At 71.4% G+C, this 18,704-nt stretch carries 27 protein-coding genes; 26 read left to right on the top strand and 1 reads right to left on the bottom strand.

Features of this window, described 5'->3' with window-relative positions; translation table 11 throughout:
• The first annotated feature begins 73 nt into the window (after window positions 1-73).
• Complete coding sequence (locus tag AB0G01_RS19090; RefSeq protein WP_360947132.1) at window positions 74-361, top strand: hypothetical protein; 288 nt, start codon at window positions 74-76, stop codon at window positions 359-361.
• 151 nt (window positions 362-512) lie between these two features.
• Here AB0G01_RS19090 and AB0G01_RS19085 read toward each other — a convergent pair whose 3' ends face one another.
• Window positions 513-1,019, bottom strand: a complete 507-nt coding sequence (locus tag AB0G01_RS19085) for a hypothetical protein (RefSeq protein WP_360947130.1) — start codon at window positions 1,017-1,019, stop codon at window positions 513-515.
• Window positions 1,020-1,269: 250 nt separating this feature from the next.
• Here AB0G01_RS19085 and AB0G01_RS19080 point away from each other — a divergent pair, with 250 nt between their 5' ends.
• The 25 genes from AB0G01_RS19080 to AB0G01_RS18960 all read left to right on the top strand — a co-directional run bounded on the left by AB0G01_RS19080 (window position 1,270) and on the right by AB0G01_RS18960 (window position 18,607).
• Window positions 1,270-1,506 carry a hypothetical protein gene (locus AB0G01_RS19080; protein ID WP_360947129.1) on the top strand — a complete coding sequence of 79 codons (237 nt, stop codon included), beginning with the start codon at window positions 1,270-1,272 and terminating at the stop codon, window positions 1,504-1,506.
• A gap of 166 nt (window positions 1,507-1,672) precedes the next feature.
• Entirely contained in the window at window positions 1,673-1,870 is a 198-nt protein-coding gene (locus AB0G01_RS19075) for a helix-turn-helix domain-containing protein (RefSeq protein ID WP_360947128.1), read from the top strand.
• A 204-nt stretch (window positions 1,871-2,074) separates the two neighbouring features.
• A complete protein-coding gene (locus AB0G01_RS19070; protein WP_360947126.1) occupies window positions 2,075-2,608 on the top strand; it encodes a hypothetical protein in 534 nt (177 codons plus the stop codon).
• The gene (locus tag AB0G01_RS19065; RefSeq protein ID WP_360947124.1) at window positions 2,608-3,795 is read left to right on the top strand and encodes a hypothetical protein; all 1,188 of its coding nucleotides are present in this window, start codon (window positions 2,608-2,610) and stop codon (window positions 3,793-3,795) included. The genes AB0G01_RS19070 and AB0G01_RS19065 overlap by 1 nt, the downstream gene beginning before the upstream one ends.
• Entirely contained in the window at window positions 3,792-4,214 is a 423-nt protein-coding gene (locus AB0G01_RS19060) for a hypothetical protein (protein ID WP_360947122.1), read from the top strand. The genes AB0G01_RS19065 and AB0G01_RS19060 overlap by 4 nt, the downstream gene beginning before the upstream one ends.
• On the top strand, window positions 4,211-4,690 hold the full coding sequence (locus tag AB0G01_RS19055; protein WP_360947120.1) for a hypothetical protein: 480 nt from the start codon (window positions 4,211-4,213) through the stop codon (window positions 4,688-4,690). The genes AB0G01_RS19060 and AB0G01_RS19055 overlap by 4 nt, the downstream gene beginning before the upstream one ends.
• On the top strand, window positions 4,687-5,157 hold the full coding sequence (locus AB0G01_RS19050; RefSeq protein WP_360947118.1) for a hypothetical protein: 471 nt from the start codon (window positions 4,687-4,689) through the stop codon (window positions 5,155-5,157). The genes AB0G01_RS19055 and AB0G01_RS19050 overlap by 4 nt, the downstream gene beginning before the upstream one ends.
• Window positions 5,154-6,176 carry a hypothetical protein gene (locus AB0G01_RS19045; protein ID WP_360947116.1) on the top strand — a complete coding sequence of 341 codons (1,023 nt, stop codon included), beginning with the start codon at window positions 5,154-5,156 and terminating at the stop codon, window positions 6,174-6,176. The genes AB0G01_RS19050 and AB0G01_RS19045 overlap by 4 nt, the downstream gene beginning before the upstream one ends.
• On the top strand, window positions 6,173-6,349 hold the full coding sequence (locus AB0G01_RS19040) for a hypothetical protein (protein ID WP_360947114.1): 177 nt from the start codon (window positions 6,173-6,175) through the stop codon (window positions 6,347-6,349). The genes AB0G01_RS19045 and AB0G01_RS19040 overlap by 4 nt, the downstream gene beginning before the upstream one ends.
• Before the next feature lie 699 nt (window positions 6,350-7,048).
• Entirely contained in the window at window positions 7,049-7,426 is a 378-nt protein-coding gene (locus AB0G01_RS19035) for a hypothetical protein (protein ID WP_360947113.1), read from the top strand.
• 1 nt (window position 7,427) lies between these two features.
• The gene (locus AB0G01_RS19030) at window positions 7,428-7,568 is read left to right on the top strand and encodes a hypothetical protein (RefSeq protein WP_360947112.1); all 141 of its coding nucleotides are present in this window, start codon (window positions 7,428-7,430) and stop codon (window positions 7,566-7,568) included.
• On the top strand, window positions 7,568-8,554 hold the full coding sequence (locus AB0G01_RS19025) for a phage Gp37/Gp68 family protein (protein ID WP_360947110.1): 987 nt from the start codon (window positions 7,568-7,570) through the stop codon (window positions 8,552-8,554). Before AB0G01_RS19030 ends, AB0G01_RS19025 begins: the two co-directional genes overlap by 1 nt.
• 412 nt (window positions 8,555-8,966) lie before the next feature.
• Window positions 8,967-9,713 carry a hypothetical protein gene (locus tag AB0G01_RS19020; RefSeq protein WP_360947108.1) on the top strand — a complete coding sequence of 249 codons (747 nt, stop codon included), beginning with the start codon at window positions 8,967-8,969 and terminating at the stop codon, window positions 9,711-9,713.
• A gap of 575 nt (window positions 9,714-10,288) precedes the next feature.
• Window positions 10,289-10,600: a hypothetical protein gene (locus tag AB0G01_RS19015; protein ID WP_360947106.1), complete on the top strand. Its 312-nt coding sequence runs from the start codon at window positions 10,289-10,291 to the stop codon at window positions 10,598-10,600.
• A gap of 104 nt (window positions 10,601-10,704) precedes the next feature.
• Complete coding sequence (locus AB0G01_RS19010; protein WP_360947104.1) at window positions 10,705-11,274, top strand: hypothetical protein; 570 nt, start codon at window positions 10,705-10,707, stop codon at window positions 11,272-11,274.
• Window positions 11,271-11,783: a hypothetical protein gene (locus AB0G01_RS19005; RefSeq protein WP_360947102.1), complete on the top strand. Its 513-nt coding sequence runs from the start codon at window positions 11,271-11,273 to the stop codon at window positions 11,781-11,783. The genes AB0G01_RS19010 and AB0G01_RS19005 overlap by 4 nt, the downstream gene beginning before the upstream one ends.
• A complete protein-coding gene (locus tag AB0G01_RS19000; protein ID WP_360947100.1) occupies window positions 11,780-11,941 on the top strand; it encodes a hypothetical protein in 162 nt (53 codons plus the stop codon). The genes AB0G01_RS19005 and AB0G01_RS19000 overlap by 4 nt, the downstream gene beginning before the upstream one ends.
• Window positions 11,938-12,177: a hypothetical protein gene (locus tag AB0G01_RS18995; protein WP_360947098.1), complete on the top strand. Its 240-nt coding sequence runs from the start codon at window positions 11,938-11,940 to the stop codon at window positions 12,175-12,177. Before AB0G01_RS19000 ends, AB0G01_RS18995 begins: the two co-directional genes overlap by 4 nt.
• A complete protein-coding gene (locus AB0G01_RS18990; protein ID WP_360947096.1) occupies window positions 12,174-12,572 on the top strand; it encodes a hypothetical protein in 399 nt (132 codons plus the stop codon). The genes AB0G01_RS18995 and AB0G01_RS18990 overlap by 4 nt, the downstream gene beginning before the upstream one ends.
• The gene (locus tag AB0G01_RS18985) at window positions 12,565-13,116 is read left to right on the top strand and encodes a hypothetical protein (protein WP_360947094.1); all 552 of its coding nucleotides are present in this window, start codon (window positions 12,565-12,567) and stop codon (window positions 13,114-13,116) included. Before AB0G01_RS18990 ends, AB0G01_RS18985 begins: the two co-directional genes overlap by 8 nt.
• Window positions 13,117-13,243: 127 nt before the next feature.
• Complete coding sequence (locus AB0G01_RS18980; protein ID WP_360947092.1) at window positions 13,244-14,539, top strand: hypothetical protein; 1,296 nt, start codon at window positions 13,244-13,246, stop codon at window positions 14,537-14,539.
• Window positions 14,536-14,976: a hypothetical protein gene (locus AB0G01_RS18975; protein ID WP_360947090.1), complete on the top strand. Its 441-nt coding sequence runs from the start codon at window positions 14,536-14,538 to the stop codon at window positions 14,974-14,976. The genes AB0G01_RS18980 and AB0G01_RS18975 overlap by 4 nt, the downstream gene beginning before the upstream one ends.
• Window positions 14,966-15,829 carry a hypothetical protein gene (locus tag AB0G01_RS18970; RefSeq protein WP_360947088.1) on the top strand — a complete coding sequence of 288 codons (864 nt, stop codon included), beginning with the start codon at window positions 14,966-14,968 and terminating at the stop codon, window positions 15,827-15,829. Before AB0G01_RS18975 ends, AB0G01_RS18970 begins: the two co-directional genes overlap by 11 nt.
• Complete coding sequence (locus tag AB0G01_RS18965; protein ID WP_360947086.1) at window positions 15,826-16,569, top strand: hypothetical protein; 744 nt, start codon at window positions 15,826-15,828, stop codon at window positions 16,567-16,569. Before AB0G01_RS18970 ends, AB0G01_RS18965 begins: the two co-directional genes overlap by 4 nt.
• Window positions 16,570-16,639: 70 nt before the next feature.
• Complete coding sequence (locus tag AB0G01_RS18960; protein ID WP_360947084.1) at window positions 16,640-18,607, top strand: DNA cytosine methyltransferase; 1,968 nt, start codon at window positions 16,640-16,642, stop codon at window positions 18,605-18,607.
• Window positions 18,608-18,704: the final 97 nt, after the last annotated feature.

Below are 18,704 nucleotides of genomic sequence, written 5' to 3'. Positions count from 1 at the left end.
TGGGCAGGTCGACCGTGCACCGCTCGGCGACCTGGTGGGGATCCGCTGATCCGAGGATGGCAGGTAGAGCGGCTTGGGGGACGAGCAGGCGTGCAACATGCTCGCGGACGGCCAGTTCTTCCGCGGCGGCGGTGCCGACGGTGGCGGGCCCGCGGTGGAGGTGGAGCAACTCGTGGGCCAGGGCGACATGGAGCTGGCCGTCGGTGAGGCCCGGCGCGAGGGTGATCTCCCGACGCGCGAACTCGACCTCGGCCAGTCCGCCGAGCTGTGGCACGGCGAGCCCGAGGTAGAAGCCGCCTCCCTGGTGGAGGGCAGCCTTGATCAAGTTGAGGAGCGGCGGATTGTGGTGCATAAACCGTGAACGTCGATCATCGGTCAGCCGTTACGGCCCGACCGAACGTAAGTTCGAGGTTCCACCCGCGCGGCCTAAATTCCACGTCGATCCGCCTGCCCGATGTAACGCCCCTACTACTCCAAAAGAGTGACGTTAAGGTCGCCTTAGTCGCTGATAGTCAACGCGCTGGCGTTTCGTCGTCCGGGTTATACGCCGCGTGAGTGATCCGCTGCTCACTGTTGCCCGGCATTGGTCGCAGGACGTGAAGGTTGCCGGGCACGGCAGGAGCGTCGGTCGAAGCCCCCTCCGAGGACTCGCGCTTGGTGGACCTGATCACATGCCACACCATGTCGGTGATCAGCGCGCGTTCGCGCCGCCCGAGCAGATCGGCCTCGGGCGGCAGTTCGAACGGGCCCAGCCGATCCTGTTCGGCCACGTTGCGGAGTCGCTGCAGGAGTTGCTCCGGGTCGGTTGCCGGTCGGTCGACCTGCTGCTTCCTCGCAGCCCTTTCGGCCTGGAGGATCGCCGCGACGAACTTGCCCAACGTCGCGTCGTCGGGAATCTGTGATCCGCCCCAGATCTTGCCGATCGACGCGCGGCTGACGCCTGTGGCGTCCTCGACTGTCCGCAGCGAAAGTCCGACGAACGCGGGATGTCCTCGTAGGAAGTCGCCGATGGCAGACACGCGGATCCTCCAGGAGCGTGGGGGTGCTGTCTCGCGGTTACGCGACACGGCGCGGCCAGTGTCGCACGATCAATGAGGGTCGCAACTCCGCAGTCACCGCTGGTAGGAGCCCCACTCGACACGGAATAGTGGATCTTCACATTCACAAATGTCTCGTTGTGGGTTGCCGTAGGCGAGACAGGAGACGTACAGTCCTCGTGTCGATGAACGATCTTCGAAGGGGACTGATGTGACCACGGGTGATAGGCCGGTGACGCGTCTCGCCGTGTCGATGCGCTCGACGCGTACGACACTGCGGCAGCTCGCCGAACTGGCCGGTACCGGCAAGGACACCGTCCACCGTCTCGCGCGGGGCCGTCAGGTCATGGTCGCGGGCACGGTGGGTGCGCGTATCGAGAAGGCCCTCGGCGTGCCGGCGGGCTCACTGTTCGTGTACGCCCGACTGGGATCGCAGCGGGTGGCCTCGGCGCGACAGGACGCGGCATGAGTCGCTCTTCCTCAAACTCCAATCCCGACGGAGTGGTTCGTCCCCACCAGCCGTTTTCCGTATGCCAGCAACCGTCTCGTCGCTTCGGTGTTCCGGCGAGACGGCCTGCAGGGGTGTTGTGAGCAGCGGGTGGCGGGAAAGGGCGCGGGAGAAGAGTGCCGATCAGGTGCCCCGTACCGCGTGGACGGTGCTGGAGGTGGCGGACTCGATGCGGGTCGGCGAGCAGCAGGTACGTGACTGGATTCACAGCGGGGAGCTGTCGGCCTTCCGGGCCGGACAGACATACCGCGTCCCGAACTCCGAGCTGGAGCGCTTCTACGCCCGGCAGACCGAGAAGTTCGCCAGCGGTCTGCTCGACGCGTGATCTCAATCCCCTGAACACGAGGGTGGGCCGCCCACCCCGCCGGACGCGACCCGGCCGAGGCGACGACCCACCCCACACGAGAGGACCCTCGTGCACGACCTACAGAGTGACACCGCGGTGCCCGCAGCATCAACTGCGCCCGCAGACGGCGATCCCACGGGAGACCTTGCCGCCGCGTCGAACGCGCTGCTGGTGCAGGCCGCTGTGCGCAAACTCCGTGCGGACCGGTCGAACGAAGCGGTGGCGGAGACCAAGAAGGCTGTCGTGCAGGCATTCCGGCGAGGCGCGACCGGGATCGCGGTAAGCCCGCTCAGCCCGGACGCCGAACTCGCGCAGATCACGGTGACGAAGGCTACGTACAAGGCCACCACCCGCGACCGCACCAAGACCGAGGACTGGATCAAGGCCAACTACGGCGAGAAGGTCAAGACGCGCACCCGGATCGTCGGCTCCGACACCGACGTGCTGAACGTGCTGCGCACGCTCGCGCCGTACCTCCTGGAAGAGGAGGAGTACGTCCCGGACAACGTCATCTACGAGCTGGAGCTGAAGTCCCAGAAGGCGCGCCAGCCGATGGGCTGGGGCGGCGAGGTCGGTGACGACGCACCTCCCGGAATCGAGGTGACGATCAGCGACCCCAAGGTCAACTTCACGTTCCGCGACCGCGAGTTGATCGATGATCTGATCACCTCCGGCGTCGTGGACGAGGACGGCACCATCACCGGGCACGGTGCCTGATGACCGCGCTGACGACCCGCAGGCCGACCGGCGCTGCGCCGTGGTCACGAGTCCTGCTGTCCGGCGAGGCGGGCGTAGACCCGGGTTGGGTCGCAGCCGAGTTCTCCGGTGGTCACCGGCTGGTCACGACCTACTGGTTGGAGGTCGGCACAGGCCGGACCGGCGACATGTACGCGGCAGTGCCGGGTGCCGACTACGAGCTGCTGGAGCACGACGGCAGCTGGTCGGAAATCTACGAGCAGCTGTGCGCGGCGTGGGAGCTGGCGCGGGAGGTGGCCGAGGACGGAGGGCTGTCGACGGGGCTGGTCGTGAACGGCACGTCGGGTATCTGGCAGATGCTGTGCAGCTTCGCGGACACGCTGTCACGCCGCCGCGCGGCCAGCGCCTTGATCCGCGACGGGCTCGACCCGGCACCGGCCTACTCCTCGGAGATCAAGGTCGAGATCGACCCGGACGTGTGGACGCTGGTCGGCGCACGGCACCGGCAGTTCATGGCGAAGGTGTTGACGTGGCCTGGGCCGGTGATCCTGACCGCGTGGGAAGACCGGACCGCTGACGGGCGCTGGGACCTCAAGGCCCAGCCGAGTCTCGGCTGGGACGTGACCGCGTGGGTGCGCTTCACACAAGACGAGCGGCCGGAGATCGTCGCGCTGAACACCGCCGTGCACGGCCGGTCCACGGCGGCGGAACGCGCGGCGCTGCGCGAGGAGTTCACGCTCGACCGGTTGGTGTGGACGTGGTCGGGCTGCGACCTGTCGACGCCGATGCCGGTAGTGCGTGTGCTGGACGCGGACCAGGTCATGCCCGGAGAGCAGCCGCCCGTGCGCGCGGTCCGCCCGGCCCGCGCGCCCGCGCCGAGGACCATGCGCCGGTCGGTACCGCCACCCGAACCGCCGCCAGGCGACGAGGCCCCACCGTCCGACGCGGAAGTCACCCTCCACCTGGTCGACGCGTGGACGACCCACGGGGACCGGGCGAAAACCCCCACCCTCTGGGCACATACCAAGGCGGCGGGGGAAAGCGTGCTGTCCACCGATGTGTCCGGGCTGCTGTTGGAAGCCGAGCGGGTGCTGCTCGACGTCGCCGAGGGGACGCCGATCACGGTTCGCGAACTGGCCGAGCGCGCGGCCCGGCACCTCACGAAACACGGCGTCGCCATACGAGCCGAGAGCGCGAGCGCGGCATGAGCGCCGCGCTCGCCCTGCTGCCCATCGGCACGGCGTGCGTGGGAGTGCGGGTGGTCACCGTGTGCTGCGGTGGCCACCGGCCCGCCCACGGCGAGGCGTCGACCTGCTCGTGCTGCACGGACTGCGTCACCAACGCCGGCGGCCGGGCGGAGGTCCCTGCGGAACGGGTCCGCGCCGACCGCGCCGCCACGGCCGCCCGTCTCGCACGGCTGCGCGCCACAGTGCGCCGGGCCGTGCACGTCGTGATCCACGACGCCGTGGACGCCCACGTACGCCCCCTGGCCGACGCGACGAGGCACGCCGTGGCGATACCACCCCAGCAGGCACGGCCCGCTCTGCCGGAGCTGGACGAGATCTGCGCGCGGTACGAACTGGTGGACCGGCTCAAGGTCGGATTCACCGGAATGGTGCCGACGTGAAGCGCAGCGCGCTGCCGAAGCGGACCGCTCCGCTTCGGCGGGGCACGCCCCTGCGCCGCACGCCGTTCCCGAACCGGGGTCCGGCGCGGCGGGCCCAGATCGCGCCGGCGGCCGGGAAGAAGCTCGTGCGGCTTCGCCCGGGGCTGGGTGGCCTGTGCGAGGTGCGGTCGCCGTGGTGCCAGGGCAGGGGAACCCAGTTCTCCCACCGCTGGCACCAGGGTCAAGGCGGGCCGTGGACTGCCAGCAACGGCGTGCGCGCGTGCGGCCTGGGCAACGCGGCCGGCTGCCACGGCTGGATCCACCAGCGTCCGGTCGAGGCCGAGAAGTTGGGGTTGATCGTGCGTCCTGGTCCCGGCGGCAAGGCCGACACGACCTTGATCCCGGTGAAGATTCACACCGTCCAGTACGGGTACGCCTGGGTGTTCCTCGACGACAAGGGCGGCGTCGTGCCCGACACCACGCCGCGTGTGCCATGACGCCGCCGCCGTCCTCCTTTGAGGACCAGATCCTGCGGGCCATCGCCGACGGCATCCCGCACGACGAGCTGCTGGGCCTGGGCGAGTGGACGGTGCGCGACGTCGAGGACACCCTCGCGCGCCACGACCTGACCGTCACCCCCGGCGGCACGATCGTCCGCGCGAGCACTCCGACACCGGAACTACTGGTGCTGGCTGGCCGGTCGTCGAGCCCACACGTGCGGCAGGCCGCGGCCCGCGCCGGCACCGCGTTCGTAGCCCTGGCCGGTGCGCTGGCGCGAGAGCACGCGCGCGACCGGGTCGACGCGGTCCGGCGTGCCCAGAAGCTCGCGGTCACCGAGTGGTTGAAGACGCTGCAGCTGCTCCAGTACGCGGCGGAGGGCGAGCTGCGACGCCTGCAGCGGCCGGTCCCGCGCCAGCGGCACGCAACCCCGGCACGTCAACGGCGGGAGGCCGCCTCTTCATGACCAAGGACAAGGCAGGGCAGTTGTCGGTCTACGCGCCGTTCCTCTGGGCGTTGAAGGTCCCGAAGTTGTTGCTGGGCAACGGCACACCCGACACGACCGCGCACCACGTGCTGCTGGTCATGGCGACGCACGCCGATCCGGACGGGACCAACATCCGCCCGTCGGTGGCGACGCTGACCCAGGAGAGCCACTTCAACGACCAGCGCACGACGAAGGACGCGCTGCGTCGCCTGGAAGCCGCGCAACTGGTCGTGCGGACTGGTGAGCTCACCGGCGGCACCGTCATCTGGAAGCTGAACTTCGAGCTGGAGTTCAGCGGAACGGGTGCGGCGGAGGAGTTCCGCAGCCGGCGCGAGAAGGCGTTGACGAAGCAGGCCGAGCGCAATCGCCGCTACCGGCAGCGTATGCGCGACGCCGCACTGGAGCGTCATGTGACGCCGCACGGCAGCGTCACTGACGGCGCAGTGGAGCATCACGTGACGCCGCAGGTACCGTCACACTCGCAGGTCAGCCCGGCTACACCAGCCCTTGACCAGCCCTTGACCAGCCCAGGGACCTTCCGGGGCACGCTGCCCCTGGACCCCCTGCGCAACGGCCGCGCTGCGCTTGGCCGTACCGAAGACACCCCTACCGCGGCCGACGTGCTTCCAGACACCACGACGGAAGTCGATCCCGAAACTCACGTTCCCCCGGGCGTACGCGCGGACCGCGGGGAGCACGGGCCCGACGACGAGATCACCGGTGAGCCGTCACCGCACCACGACTGCGTGGCTCCCGAGGTCCGGGCTTCGTCCCCCGCCATCCCCCAGGGCCGGCCGGGCGACGCGCCGCTCGCGGTCGGGAAGGCGGCCGAGAAGTGCGCCGAGCACCCGCTACTGCTCGGCGGCACCGGACAGGACGGCACACCCAGGTGCCCGCTGTGCCGCCGCACGGCCGGGACCGGGCCCGCCCCGGCACCGCAGCAGGCACCGCTGGCCCGGGTGATCCCGCTCCGGGCGACCGATCGGACCGCGTCGTGACCACGGAGGCGAACAGCGGGGCGGAGCGGCCGGACCGGTACGGCGAACCCCGGCCGGTCGAGCACGTGTGCAGGAACGGGTGGATCGACCCCGACGCGGACAACCCGCGGCCGTGCCTGGAGTGCAAGCCGCACCTCGCGCCCGCCCGCCGGGTCAGGACGGGGTGGCCGTGACCGCCCGTCCTCCGTGCCGGGCCTGCGGCCGGCCTCGCCTCCCGATTCCCGGCTCGCCGCACCCCACCGAGAAATCCTGACAGGACCGTCCACAACGGTCGAGGCTTCGACGAAGGAGAGAATCCGATGATCACCCCGTTAGAGGGTGCCGATGGAGCTCAGCGCCTCCTGGGCCCGTGTGTTCGCCGGGCGGCTGCGGTCGTCACCGTGGCCGTGGCCGTGGTCGGATGCGGGGCGGCCGACACGTCCACCGCGACACACGGCGGGATCTGCGTGGACGACACCACTCGGCTCCGCGTCGAGGACACGCGGTGCGGCGGCCACGATGCCGAAGGGCGTCCGACCGTCGCGGATCACCACTGGCGGTGGATCCGCGCCGACGGGGACGACCAGGTCCCGGCAGACGGCCAACTCGTCCCCGCAGGACTTGGCCGCGCGACCGTCACGGCCGGGACGCTCATCGTGACAGGGCTGTCGAGCGCAGGCGGCCCTGTCCGGACGCTCATCACGGTCGACCGCGTCACGCAGGCAACCGCAGCTGGAGGTGCGCGATGAGCGGCGACGAACGCCGCGACTACGGCCCTACAGGGTGCGCGCGTCCATGGGGCCAGGGGCTGGTGCTGGCGATCGCCGCAGCGGCGGTGTGGCTGGTGGTGGTTCGTCGTGGTTGAGAGGAGACGGCCGGTCAACCTGCGATACGTGCCGCTCGTCGCGGCGGCGCTTCTGGCCTCGGGGTGCGGCTCGCTGGATGAGCCGGACGCGACACACGGCGGAATCTGCGTAGACGAGGTCACGCAGGAACGAGTGGACGACGACCGCTGCGGTGACTTCGACGATGAAGGCCGCACCTCCGCCGGCGGGTTCTTCTTCATGTGGATCGACACCGGCTCCGCCCGTGCTGTGCCAGCGAGAGGACAGCAGGTGCCCGCCACGATCGGCTCCCGTTCTGTTCCTGCCGGCACGCCGATCGCGAAGGGAATGCCGGTCTCGGGTGGATCGATGACGTCGATCCAGCGCGGCGGGTTCGGCGTTCGGGCAGGGACCACCGCCGGAATCGGCAGCAAGGCGGGGAGCTGACATGACGGTGCTGTTCGACGCGCTCCAAGTGTTCGTGCCGCCGGCCGAGCACGCCAACTTCCACCCCCGCGCCCTCCACTTGTGGGGACGCGGGGACGGGCGGCGGATGCTGCCCGACTTCGGATCGGCAGGCACGATCTGATGGCCGCCGATTCGTTGATCGAGTGGACCGACCACACCTTCAACTTGTGGTACGGCTGCGCGCGGGAATCGCCGGCGTGCCGGAACTGCTATGCCGACCCCATCGCCAACCGGTTCGGCGGCAGCCTGGCGCGAAGCGCCGCCACTCGACTGGTGAGTGCCGGCGCGGAACCCGGCACGCCGCTGAACCTGTGGCGGCGTCACGGACCGCGGTTGATCCTCTCCGAGCACAACGCCCGGAAGCCGTTGGCATGGAACCGGGCCGCGAAACGGGCCGGTGTCCCCGCGCGGGTGTTCTGCTCCTCGATGAGCGACGTGTTCGAACAGCACCCCGTGCTGGAGGTGAACGCCGAGCTCGACGCCGAACGCGCGCGACTGTGGAAGATCATCGAGCAGACGCCATGGCTGCGGTGGCAACTGCTCACCAAGCGGATCGACCTGGTCTCCGAGATGGTGCCGTGGGGCAACTCGTGGCCGGCGAACGTGTGGATCGGCACCTCTGTGGAGACCATGAAGTTCGCCGACCAGCGCATCCCGGAACTGCTGAAACTGCCCGCCAAGATCCGTTTCCTGTCCTGCGAGCCGATGCTGGAGGAACTCGACCTACACCGATACCTGGGCTGCTGGCGGCGCACGCCGACCGGAGCGTTCACCGCCAGCGCGATCGACTGGGTCATCGCCGGCGGCGAGTCCGGGCCCCAGGCAAGGCCGATGCACCCGGAGTGGGTCCGCGGCCTACGCGACCAGTGCAGTGCCTACCGCGTGCCGTACTTCTTCAAGCAGCGCGGGGAGTGGACCTGGGAGGCACCCGCCGGTGACTGGTCGGACCCGCAGCTGTACGTCGATCGCACCACCAGGAAGACCGTCGACCGGGAATCCGAGATCACGGCCGGAGGGTCTTGGACCGGGGTGTGGCGGACAGGCAGGAAACGAGCAGGCCGCCTGATCGACGGCCAGTTCCACAACGCGTTCCCGGAGGCGGCATGACGAGCCAGTCCACGTGCGCCTGCGGTTGTGGCAGGAACGTGCAGGGCGACCGGATCCCGGCGTTCGCCTCCGCGCAGTGCGTGAAGCGGTGGCGTGCCCTGATGGACATCACCGTCCCCCGGGCGACCCACCGCGCCGGGGCAACGGCCTGGACGCCGATCCCAGACGGTGTTCCCGCCGAGACCGACGGGCAAGCCGGGACGACCAATCCCCCGGGCGAGGCCTCGCCCAGACCGGATCCGCTGTCGGGAACCGATGCTCTTCCGCCCCCACGGACCGGCAGCGACGGCTACGCGGTCTGGGACGCACCCCGGCCAGGGAACTGGTGGTCACGCCTGGCGGCCCGGTGGGCGTCGAACGCCGCGCGACGGGCGGCACGTTCACCGCGGCACGAGCCCAAGGAGAAGACGTCATGATCCGCTTGGCGACCATCAAGTTCTTGTCGCTGTTGGAGGACCTGTTCCCGATCGCGCAGAGCGAGGCGGGGCTCTCGGGGTACGCGGGCATCCTCCTGCACGCCGCCGACGTGGAGGAGGGCGGCGAGCCCGGTTCGACCAGGTGCCTGGTCGGCACGTCGAGCAATCACGTCTCCATCGGGCACTGCTGGGTAGAGGCTGACGGCAGCCTGCCTCCCACCCTGCTGCCGATCACGTGCGTGAAGACGTTGCGCGCCGCACTGCCGAAGCTGCTTCCGAAGGAGGACAAGAAGAACCACGTCGTCCAACTGTGGCGCGAGGGCGACCACGTGCTGGTGGCCGAGGACCCGGACCTGTTCGGTGGCGGGTGGGAGCAGCACTACGCGTACGGCAACCTCGACGATTGGCCGCGTGAGGTCTTCCCGCTGCTGGCCTCGGCCCGGCTGACGCCGCCATCCGACTGGAAGCCGCTGGAAAACCGCACGGACTACTCGGCCAAGCGCCTCGCGGCCTTCCTGGCGATCGCAGACCGGCACGGCGGCAGCATCTCTACCTATCGCGCACACCAGCGCGCCAACGTGCACATCCAGATCGGCTACCACTACCGCGGCCTGCTGGTGCCCTCGGCGGGATGGAATGAGTCGTCCTCTGAGGATGGACTCGCGCCTACGATCGGCGTGTACGCAGCGGACTTGCCAGCTCTCTCCACGCAGCAGGCAACGCCCGACCCGGTCTCGGCATGATCGTGGCCCCCACCCAGATGGGTGGGGGCCACCCCCGAACCGCGACGTGAAACGTGCGTCGCCAACGTACTGCTGTGCTTGGTGTCAAAGACAAGCAGGCTCACCACCGGTCATCCGGTGAGCCCGCTTGTGCATGTTGCCGATCACCCCGCCGTGGGTTTCGCTGGCGGTCGTTCGGGCAACTTGGCCCCCGGCATCCTCAAGTACCAGCGGATGAAGGCGACCGCGATTCCGGCTGCCTGTCGAGTCCCTGCACGTCGCAGGAACTCGTGCTTCAGCGGTGTTGGGAGACGAAGGTAGTAGCGGGACGCCCTGGGTGGACTGATCGTTTCATCGCTGGTCACAGGCCGCTCCTGGGTGTACATGCGGGGCTGGAAGAGGTGTCACAGGGTACGTCGAAAGTGTCTCGTCACGCTACTTGTGAGACGAGACGGCTGATGGTAGCTTCTGTGCGTACAGAAATAGCGTCTGAACTGGGGAAACCCGTGAACCTCTTGGAGTCTCGCGTGGTTGCTCTCGATGTATTCATGCAGGTAAAAGCGTCTCGTTGTGCAGGTGCTGATGCGAGACGCTTGGTGGTTGAAGCCCCCTCCGTCGCTTGGGCGAACAGCCACCAGTCGCCCTACGAGTACGTGTCCTCGGACTTCGTCTCCGACCACCGCCGCGACCTTGACACAGCTGCTGCCGACCTCATCGAACCTCTGCTGCGGCAGGTCTGGATGGGCCTCGGCTACGAGGTGGAGATCGGCACGGCGGAGGACGTCGAGACCTCCCCGATGGACACCGCGACCTACCACTCCGTGTGGGACCAGGCCGCCGCGCTGCTGGACCCCGACCTGCTGGTCGACCACGCCGGCCTGGCCGACATCCGCCGTACCTACTCCTGACCGGGAGCAACGATGACCACCCTGACCACATCCCGCGATGCACTGGACCTGCTGCGCTACGGCTTCGGCTACCCGGCCGCAATCGCTCGGCCGGCGGTGGCGTGATGGACCTGGCCACCGCTTTCCGCATCGACTACGCGCACGACCTCGACCAGGCCAGCGACGGCATCTCCCGCTACGGTGCGTACCTGGCGCGGTCGGACCTGTTCCGCGAGTGGGGCTCCGCCGGCACGCCCACCGCCGACCCCGCCGAGTTCGCCGACGCCGCGGTCCGGACCGCGCTCCCGCCGGTCATGTCGCCCGGCTACGTGCGTACCGACCCGCGCGTCGTCACCGTCTCCACCCACTGGGACGACGACGTGGTGCGCCTCTCGGTCGCGGTCACCCTGGTATCCACTCCTCCCGAGCCGGTGGCCCGCGTGTCCCGCTCGTGGACGACGTGGCGGCGCGACTCCGGCCGGTGGACCGAGCCCCACGACGCCACCGGCCCGGTCCTTCTGCCCACGCTGACGGTGCGGGTCCCGATCCCCGCCGACCTGCTGCCCACCCCGTCCTACCGGGACGGGGTGCCGCGCCTGGACTCGGCCCGGCACGCGGTCGCCGTTGTCGTGGCCGAGTGCAACCGCGTGGCCAGCCCGGTGCTCGCAGCCCTTGCCCTGGCCGGTGTCCGATGACCCGGAACCCCAGCCTTCAGGGTCCCGCGGTACTCCACCTCGACGCGGCGACCAGGTCGTGCACGATCGTCGCCGACGGCCACCAGTACGGCCAGTGGGGTTCCGGCATCGGGCGGGCCGCCGCCGAGGACGTCATCGCCGAGGACGGCTGGGCGTTCGCAGCGGACTCGACGTGGACGTTGGAGCCCGACGGCTGGTACCGGCCCGTGGTCCGCGACGAGGACGCCCTCGTCCGCGCCGACGACGCTCTGCTGACCGAGTTGGGCGGCCGGTCCCTTCCGGTGGCCGGCGACGAGTTGAGCGTGCTGCTGGTCCGCTGGCGGATGGACGTGGACCGCCGTCCGGCCCCGCCGCTGATCGACACCGACCGCGCGATCGGCGCGATCGGCCGGGCCCGCCGCCGCCACCGCCTCGCCCGGATACTGCACGGCCTGCGAGCGGCCGTGCTCCCGGGTGGCCGCCCCCACTTCCCCTCGGGGGCGGCCACCACCCCGGACGGCCCGCGATGACGATCCTGATCGCCGCGGTCCTCGCGGTCGTGTCACTCCTCGCGGTCGCGTGGGCGACCGGCGGCCCGCAGGCCGACGCCGAGCGCCGAGCCCTGTTCGGCAACCCGGACGCCCCGCACCCCGACCGCGTTTTCCCGGATCGCGGCGGCCGGTCATGACCCACGCCCGCCACCGCGCACCCGTCGTCCTCCCCGGCACCGCCACCGTCCGGGCGCGGGCCGCGCTGATCGTCGGCGTGCAGATCACCGCCGGCCTGTTCCTGCTCGCCGGCCTGACCGGCCTCGCGATCTGGCTGGCCGCCGCTCGCGACCCCGGCCCGCCCATCCCGACCATCACCCCCGTCTCCGTCGACCTGGACCACGTCCCGCTGAGCACCCCGCTGGAGATCACGTGAGCACCATCCACACCACGGCAGGCGGCGACCTGCTGCGGCACCTGGCCGACGCCGTCGACTGCCTGCCGGTGGCCCTCAACCCCGACAACATCAGCTACACCGGCCTGGGGCTGCACGTCTTCACCGACCGGTCCGTCCCGGTTGAGGGCCTGCTGCCCCTGCTGGACACCCTGACCGACCCGAAGACCACCGCCACGACGCTGGACGGGTTCGTGTCGGTCGACGTCACCGGCACGACCCCCACCGGCCACCTGGTCCGGGTCACGATGGTCAACGCGGACACCAAGGGCCTCGGCCCGGCACCCGGCCTGAACGACCAGACCGCCCCGGTCCCCCTGACCGCGGCAGACCTCGCGAGCACCCGGTCCGGCGACCAGGCGGCTGGCCGTGGCTGACCTCACCCGCGACCCCCGCGTGGTCGCCGAGCGGGCCCGTGACGGCTGGACCACCTGGCATCCCGGCGACGGCACCAGCTACCAGGCCCACGTCGTCCGGATCACCGGCGGCCCCGACCACACCGACAAGATCCTGCTGCTCAACGTCGGCCGCCGCACCTACCCGATGCAGTGGTCCGACACGGACTACCGCCACCGCGAAAACGGGCGCTGGACCCGGACCACCGCCCGCGAAAACGGCATCCCCGGCTGGGTGTGGGAAGCCGCCGAGCCGCTCCTGCACGTCCTCGGCGCGACCCGCGTGGCCGACGCCGTACCCGACACCGGTCCCGACGCCGAGACCGACCCGGCAGCCTGCCTCGACTCCCGCGACGACCGCTACGTCCCGGCGTGCGGCCAACCGCGCTCCGAGCACTGCGACCTGTGCCGGTTCTGCCCCGGCCGGCACGACGACGACTGCGACCACAGGGACGAGGACCGCGCCGGCCTGGCGCTGCTGTCCACCCCACCCGCAACACGCCCGCCCACCTGGGAGACGCAGTGACCAACACGACCTGCGGCCGGTGCGGCGCACCACTGCCGATGCCCCCCGACCCCGCACTTCCCTGCCCGGCCTGCACCCGCCCGAGGCGCAAGCCCGGCACCCACCACCCCCGAGAGGCCCTCCGCTGATGCTGCCCGCCCCCGTCCTCGCCAGCACCCTGCCCGCCGACACCCCGCGCTGGACCGACCGCCACGGCTCCGTGTGGGCCGAAGCCGGTGACGACCACCTGGTGGTGATCGAGCACGACGACCGGCCCGTGCCGATCTCCGGCCCCCGGCCCCGCGCCGAGGTCGAACGCCTCTGGGGCCGACTCACCGTGGCCATCACGCCCGCCCAGCTCGACGCCGCCACCGCCGTGATCACCTCGCCGCTGTCCACCTTCCGGTCGCCGCCTGCCCAGATCACGAGCCTGCTGCTCGCCGCCTGGCCCCACCTGGACGAGAGCACGCTGCCCGAGGTCGCCCAAGCCGCCGCCTGGCATGCCGCCGCCGAGGTCGGCCTCGAACCCGCGGGCCTCCCGGCCGTGCTGCTCGCCGCCGCACCGCACATCCCCGCCGCCCTGGCCGAGCCCGCCGACCCCGACGGCGAGTACGTCCGGTCGCGCTACGGCGTTCCCGCGCGCGTCGGCGGCCACGTGGTGGTCGACGGACGCCGCCAGGGCCGCATCGTCGCCTTCAGCCCCGGCATCGGCTACCCGATGGTCCAGTACACCGACGGCCGGCATCCGGTGGCCTGCCACCCCGTCCAGGACGTGGCCTACGTGCCCGACGAGGTGGCCGCGCGCCTGATCGACCCCGACGGGCCGGGCGATCGCCAGACCGCCCTGCGCCACAACCGCGACCTGATCGGGCTGTGGCACCGGCGCGAGACCGATGCACCCTTCGAGTGCGAGGTCGGCCGGTACGCCGCCGCCGACGCGTTCGCCAGGTTCGCCTTCATCGCGCCGAACTCGTGCCGCTGGTGCGACGAGCCGCGCGAAACCCACCTGTCGCAGCACTGCGAACTGGTCGGCTGGCACACCTGGGCAGAGCCCACCGACGCCATGCGCCTGTCCCGGATGCGCGGCCGACGCGCACGCCGCCAGGAGGCGGCGGCGCGGCAGGCCCGGACCGCGGCCGGCCACAGCCCCATCGCCGCCGACGACCTCCGTCGCGCACTCGCCGAGCAGATCACCAGGGCCGCCACGAACCACGGCCTGCCCAACCTCGGCCCCCTCCTGATCGACGAGATCACCGGCGGCCTGGAGCCCGACCTTGCCCGCGTCGCCGGGCTGCACGCCGAAATCACCGCACTGCGCGAGAAGCTCGACCAGGCGCACCAGGTACTCGGCGAGAACCTCCTGGTCGACATGGAGCCGCCGGTGCCGCCGTACGGCTCACCCGAGCGGGCCGCACGCGTCGCCCTGCGAGGTGACCGGTCGTGAGCATGCTGACCAGGATCGTCGTCGGAGCGGTCGCGATCATCGCCGCCGCGCAGGTGGCCGCCTGCCAGCCGGACTCCAACCCTCCCGGCCCGGTGCCAGGCACCACGGCGACCCCCGGGCGGCGCAGTGCGACGCGCTCGGTGGACTGGCCCGCGCACTGGGAGCGGGCCCGCGTGCGGGCCGGACGGTGGTTGGCCGAAGGCCACACAATCCAGCGCTGCACGCCGAACGCCGGCGACTGGGAGGTCTTCTGCATACGCGGCGGGCGTCACCGGATCGGCGGCGGCGACCGCCTGCAGGACGCCGTCGACGCGCTCGCGGACCACCTGTGGACCTGCGGAACGCAGGAGCCGGCGACGCCTGCGCACGAGCGCGTCGCCGTGATCCCCACCAACCCCGCCAGGCGCAAGACCGGGGAGACTGCCGATGTCCGCTGATACCCCCATCACCGACCAGCCCGCAACCGAGTTGCAGGTCGGCGACCGCGTCCACCTGGACGACCAGGGCGGCCTGGACGACTACGGCACCGTGGTCGAAGCCCCGACGCTGATGTACGCCGACGACCCCGGCCCGCGCGTCCGGGTCGAGAGGCTGTATGTCCACACCGAGGACGTCACGCCGCTCGTCTCCGAGGTCCGCCGTGTGCCGCCCGGCGAGGAGCAGGAGATCTCGCTGCGACCGTGGCTCGTCACCGGCGAGCAGATCTGCGACGACCCGGAGGAGTACGACCACCCACACCAGGTCCTCGTGCACGAGAGCGACCTGCCCGAGATCATCCGGACCTACCTCGCGGCCAACGGGATGATTCCGCCCGGCGGGTGGGGTACCGCTCTCCCGTACCTGACCGCCGCCAAGGAGAACGAGCCGCGGGAGCGCAAGTCCCACCCCTGGCCGCACGACGACGTCGCCAACGACTTCCGCAACGCCGTCTGCGGCGACGGCTACGGCAGCCCCGACACCCGCATGATCGGGCTCGCCGCCCCGGAAACCGCCAGGATCAGCGAGTACGAGGTGGACGACGTCGTCCACTGGCAGGCCACCTACCACTCGGGATCGCCGTGGAAGCCCGGCGACGACACCGGCAGCGAACTGCTGCTCCACGCAGTGCTCCGGCTCCGCACCGGCCAGTGGGTGTCGGTCGAAGCGTGGAACGACTACACCGGCTGGGGATGCCAGGACGGGTCCGTGGTGCGCATCGGCGACACCGAGGACGAGGTGGTGTGGCGCGGCCTGTCCGACGACGGCCGCCGCGCACTCGGCTACGCCGCCGCCCTGCGAGGTGAGCGGTGAGCATCGTGACCGTCCGCTCGATCTTCTGCGACGTCGCGTCGTGCGGCCATTGGCATGGCCAGGCGACCGCCGGGCAGGCGACGCTCGCGGAACTGCGCCGCGCCGCGGCCCGCGCCGGATGGACCCGCCGCTACGGCGGCGACTTCTGCCCCGACCACGACGTCCAACCCGGGGACCGGGTCGTGCTGCGCCTGTCGCCCAACGGCACCGAGGTCTCGGGTGTGCTCTACCTCGACCCCGACGGCGGTCGGCGCGTGCGGGACGAGTTCGGGCACGGCTGGCCGGTCGGGGCCGGGGACGTGCGCCGAGCCGAGCCGGTCGAACCGTCCGAGCCGGCCGCGCCGCCCGCGCCGGACGTCCTGTGCCGCTGCGGGCACCCGTCGGGCGACCACCTCGACGGCACCGGGCCGTGCCGGCAGGAGTCGCTGTGCATCTGCCGGCGTGCCGTGGCGGGCACGGGACGCCTGGTCACCTGCATCGGCTGCGGGCAGTCGCGCCACCACCACGGCCGCGGCTGCTGCTACGCCTGTTTCCACGCCCACCGCAAGGCCGGAACCCTCGACCAGCTCCCGCGCCTGCGCCGCGCGGCCGAGGAGACCCAGGAGATCTACCGCGACCTCACCTGGAAGGGCCGCACCCGCGAGCAGATCGCCGAGCACCTCGGCATCGGCATGGACGCCCTGAACTCCGCGCTGGCCCGGGTGATCCCCGCCGACAACACCAAGCGAGGCCCCGCGTGACCCCGCCCCAGCCGCCGTTCCCCGGCGCGCCGCACCCGCACACCACCAGCACGGCCAGTGGAGGCAGAGCATGAGCCGCACCGCGACGCACCGCCCGGCGACCCGGCGGCGTCGGTTCCGCCACGACGACCTGGTCGCGGTCGACTTGTTCTCCGGCTTCGGCGGCCTGACCCGGGGCATCGAGGACGCCGGGTTCACCACGATCATGGCGGCCAACCACAACGCCTACAAGGTCGAGGTGCACGAGGCGAACCACCCGGGGGCCGAGCACTGGATCGCCGACCTGGTCGACCCGGAGTCCTCGGACTACCACTCCGCCCGCGACCTGCCCGCCGCCGACCTGTTGGCGGCCGGGGTGAGTTGCGTCAACCACTCGCAGGCGAACACGGTCAAGGCCTACGAGCAGGGCCTGACCCTGTTCGGGTTGGACGACCCGGAGTTCGAGGCGAGGGTCACCCGCAGCGAGCGTGACCGGGCCACCGCGAACTGCGTGCTGCACTACGCGGCCCAGCACCACCCCCGGCTGGTCCTGGTCGAGTGCACGACCGAGCTGGCCTCGTGGGGACCGGCGATCCCGGGGCGTCCGACGGTCGGCGACGGCTCGACCTACCGGTGGTGGCTCAAGCAGTTCGAGAACCTCGGCTACCGGCACCGGGTGCTCTACCTGAACTCGATGTTCTTCGGCGTGCCGCAGTCCCGCGACCGCCTCTACATCGCGTTCTGGGACGCGGCCCTGCCGACCCCGGACCTGGAGCACCGGCCCGAGTCGTGGTGCGACCGGTGCCAGACGGTCGTGGAAGGCCGCTGGTCGTGGAAGACCGGCGTCCCCGCGACCGGATCGGTGCGGTACGGCAAGCAGTACAACTACCGGTGCCCGCGCTGCCGCGGCGAGGTGTTCCCGCCTGCGAGCCCGTCGCTGCACGCGCTCGACCTGACCAACCTCGGGCCCCGGATCGGCGACAAGCCGCTCAAGTCCTTCACCGACCCCGCGACCGGCGGCACGGTCCGGTTGCCGCTCGCGCCGGCGACGATGGCCCGCGCCGAACGCTGCCGCCAGCGCTTCGCCGACTTCCCCGCGATCCTGCTGCCCGCGAAGGCGGTGCGAGGCTCGGAGCGGCACCCGTGGCAGCCGATGTCCACCCAGACCAGCCAGCAGGAGACCGCGCTGCTGTCCACCGGCGCGCTGCTGGCCGCCGCGGGCAACACCTTCGAGCGGGCCGGGTCGGACTGCCGCACCCGAGACCTGGGCCGTCCGATGTGGACCCAACCGGCGACCAGCACCACCGGCCTGCTCACCCCGCCCCTCGCCGCCCCCGGCCCCCACGACGACGCGGTGCTGCTCGCGGCGGTGAACAACTACCAGGGCGCGCCGCGCGGGCTCGACGAGCCGCTGCCCACCCAGCCCGGGTCGGAGACCCTCGGTGTCCTCACCGCGCGGGTCATGCCCAACCGCACGCACGCGACCAGCCGCGGCCTGGCCGAGTCGATGGAGACCCTGGTCGGCGGTGCCGGGTCCGGCGGGCTGGGCGTGCTGTCCACCGGTGTGGTCCCGCTGCGCAAGGCCGGCGTGCCGACCGTGCACGCCGAACCGATGCCGACCGTCACCACCGCGCAGACGCTCGGCCTGCTCAGCGCCGCCGGGACCATCAAGAACAACGGCCCGGTCGACCAGGCGCGCTACCGCGCCCACCCGGTCAGCGACCCGCTCGGCACGATCGTCGCGTCGGCCTCCAGCCAGGCGCTGCTGTTCTCCGGCTGGTCCGAGCCCGCCACCACGACCGACGCCACCGCGCAGTGGCGGGCGGCGCTCGCCGAGCTGTCCCTCGACGACTGCCACTTCCGGATGCTCGGCCCCCACGAGGTCGGCCGCGGCTGCGGCTTCGACGTCGACTTCCCCGGCCACGGCGGCACCTTCGTGGTGTGGGGCAGCACCCGCGACCAGGTGGACGGCTACGGCAACGCGGTCTCTCCACCGGTCGGGACGTGGATCGGGTCCCGGCTGCGCGCCGTGCTCGACCGCCCCGAGGCGGCGGCGTGACCGGGATCCTGCTGGAGCACCTGCCGCTGTGCAAGCGGTGCGAGCGGTGCGAGCGGTGCGAGCGGTGCGAGCGGTGCGCCGCCGGAGTCTCCCAGGA

It is taken from the genome of Actinosynnema sp. NPDC023587 (genome assembly GCF_040640215.1).
In the GTDB taxonomy this organism is placed as follows: domain Bacteria; phylum Actinomycetota; class Actinomycetes; order Mycobacteriales; family Pseudonocardiaceae; genus Actinosynnema.
The sequence above is the reverse complement of the archived record's forward strand: the minus strand, read 5'-3'. Positions and strand labels throughout refer to the sequence as shown.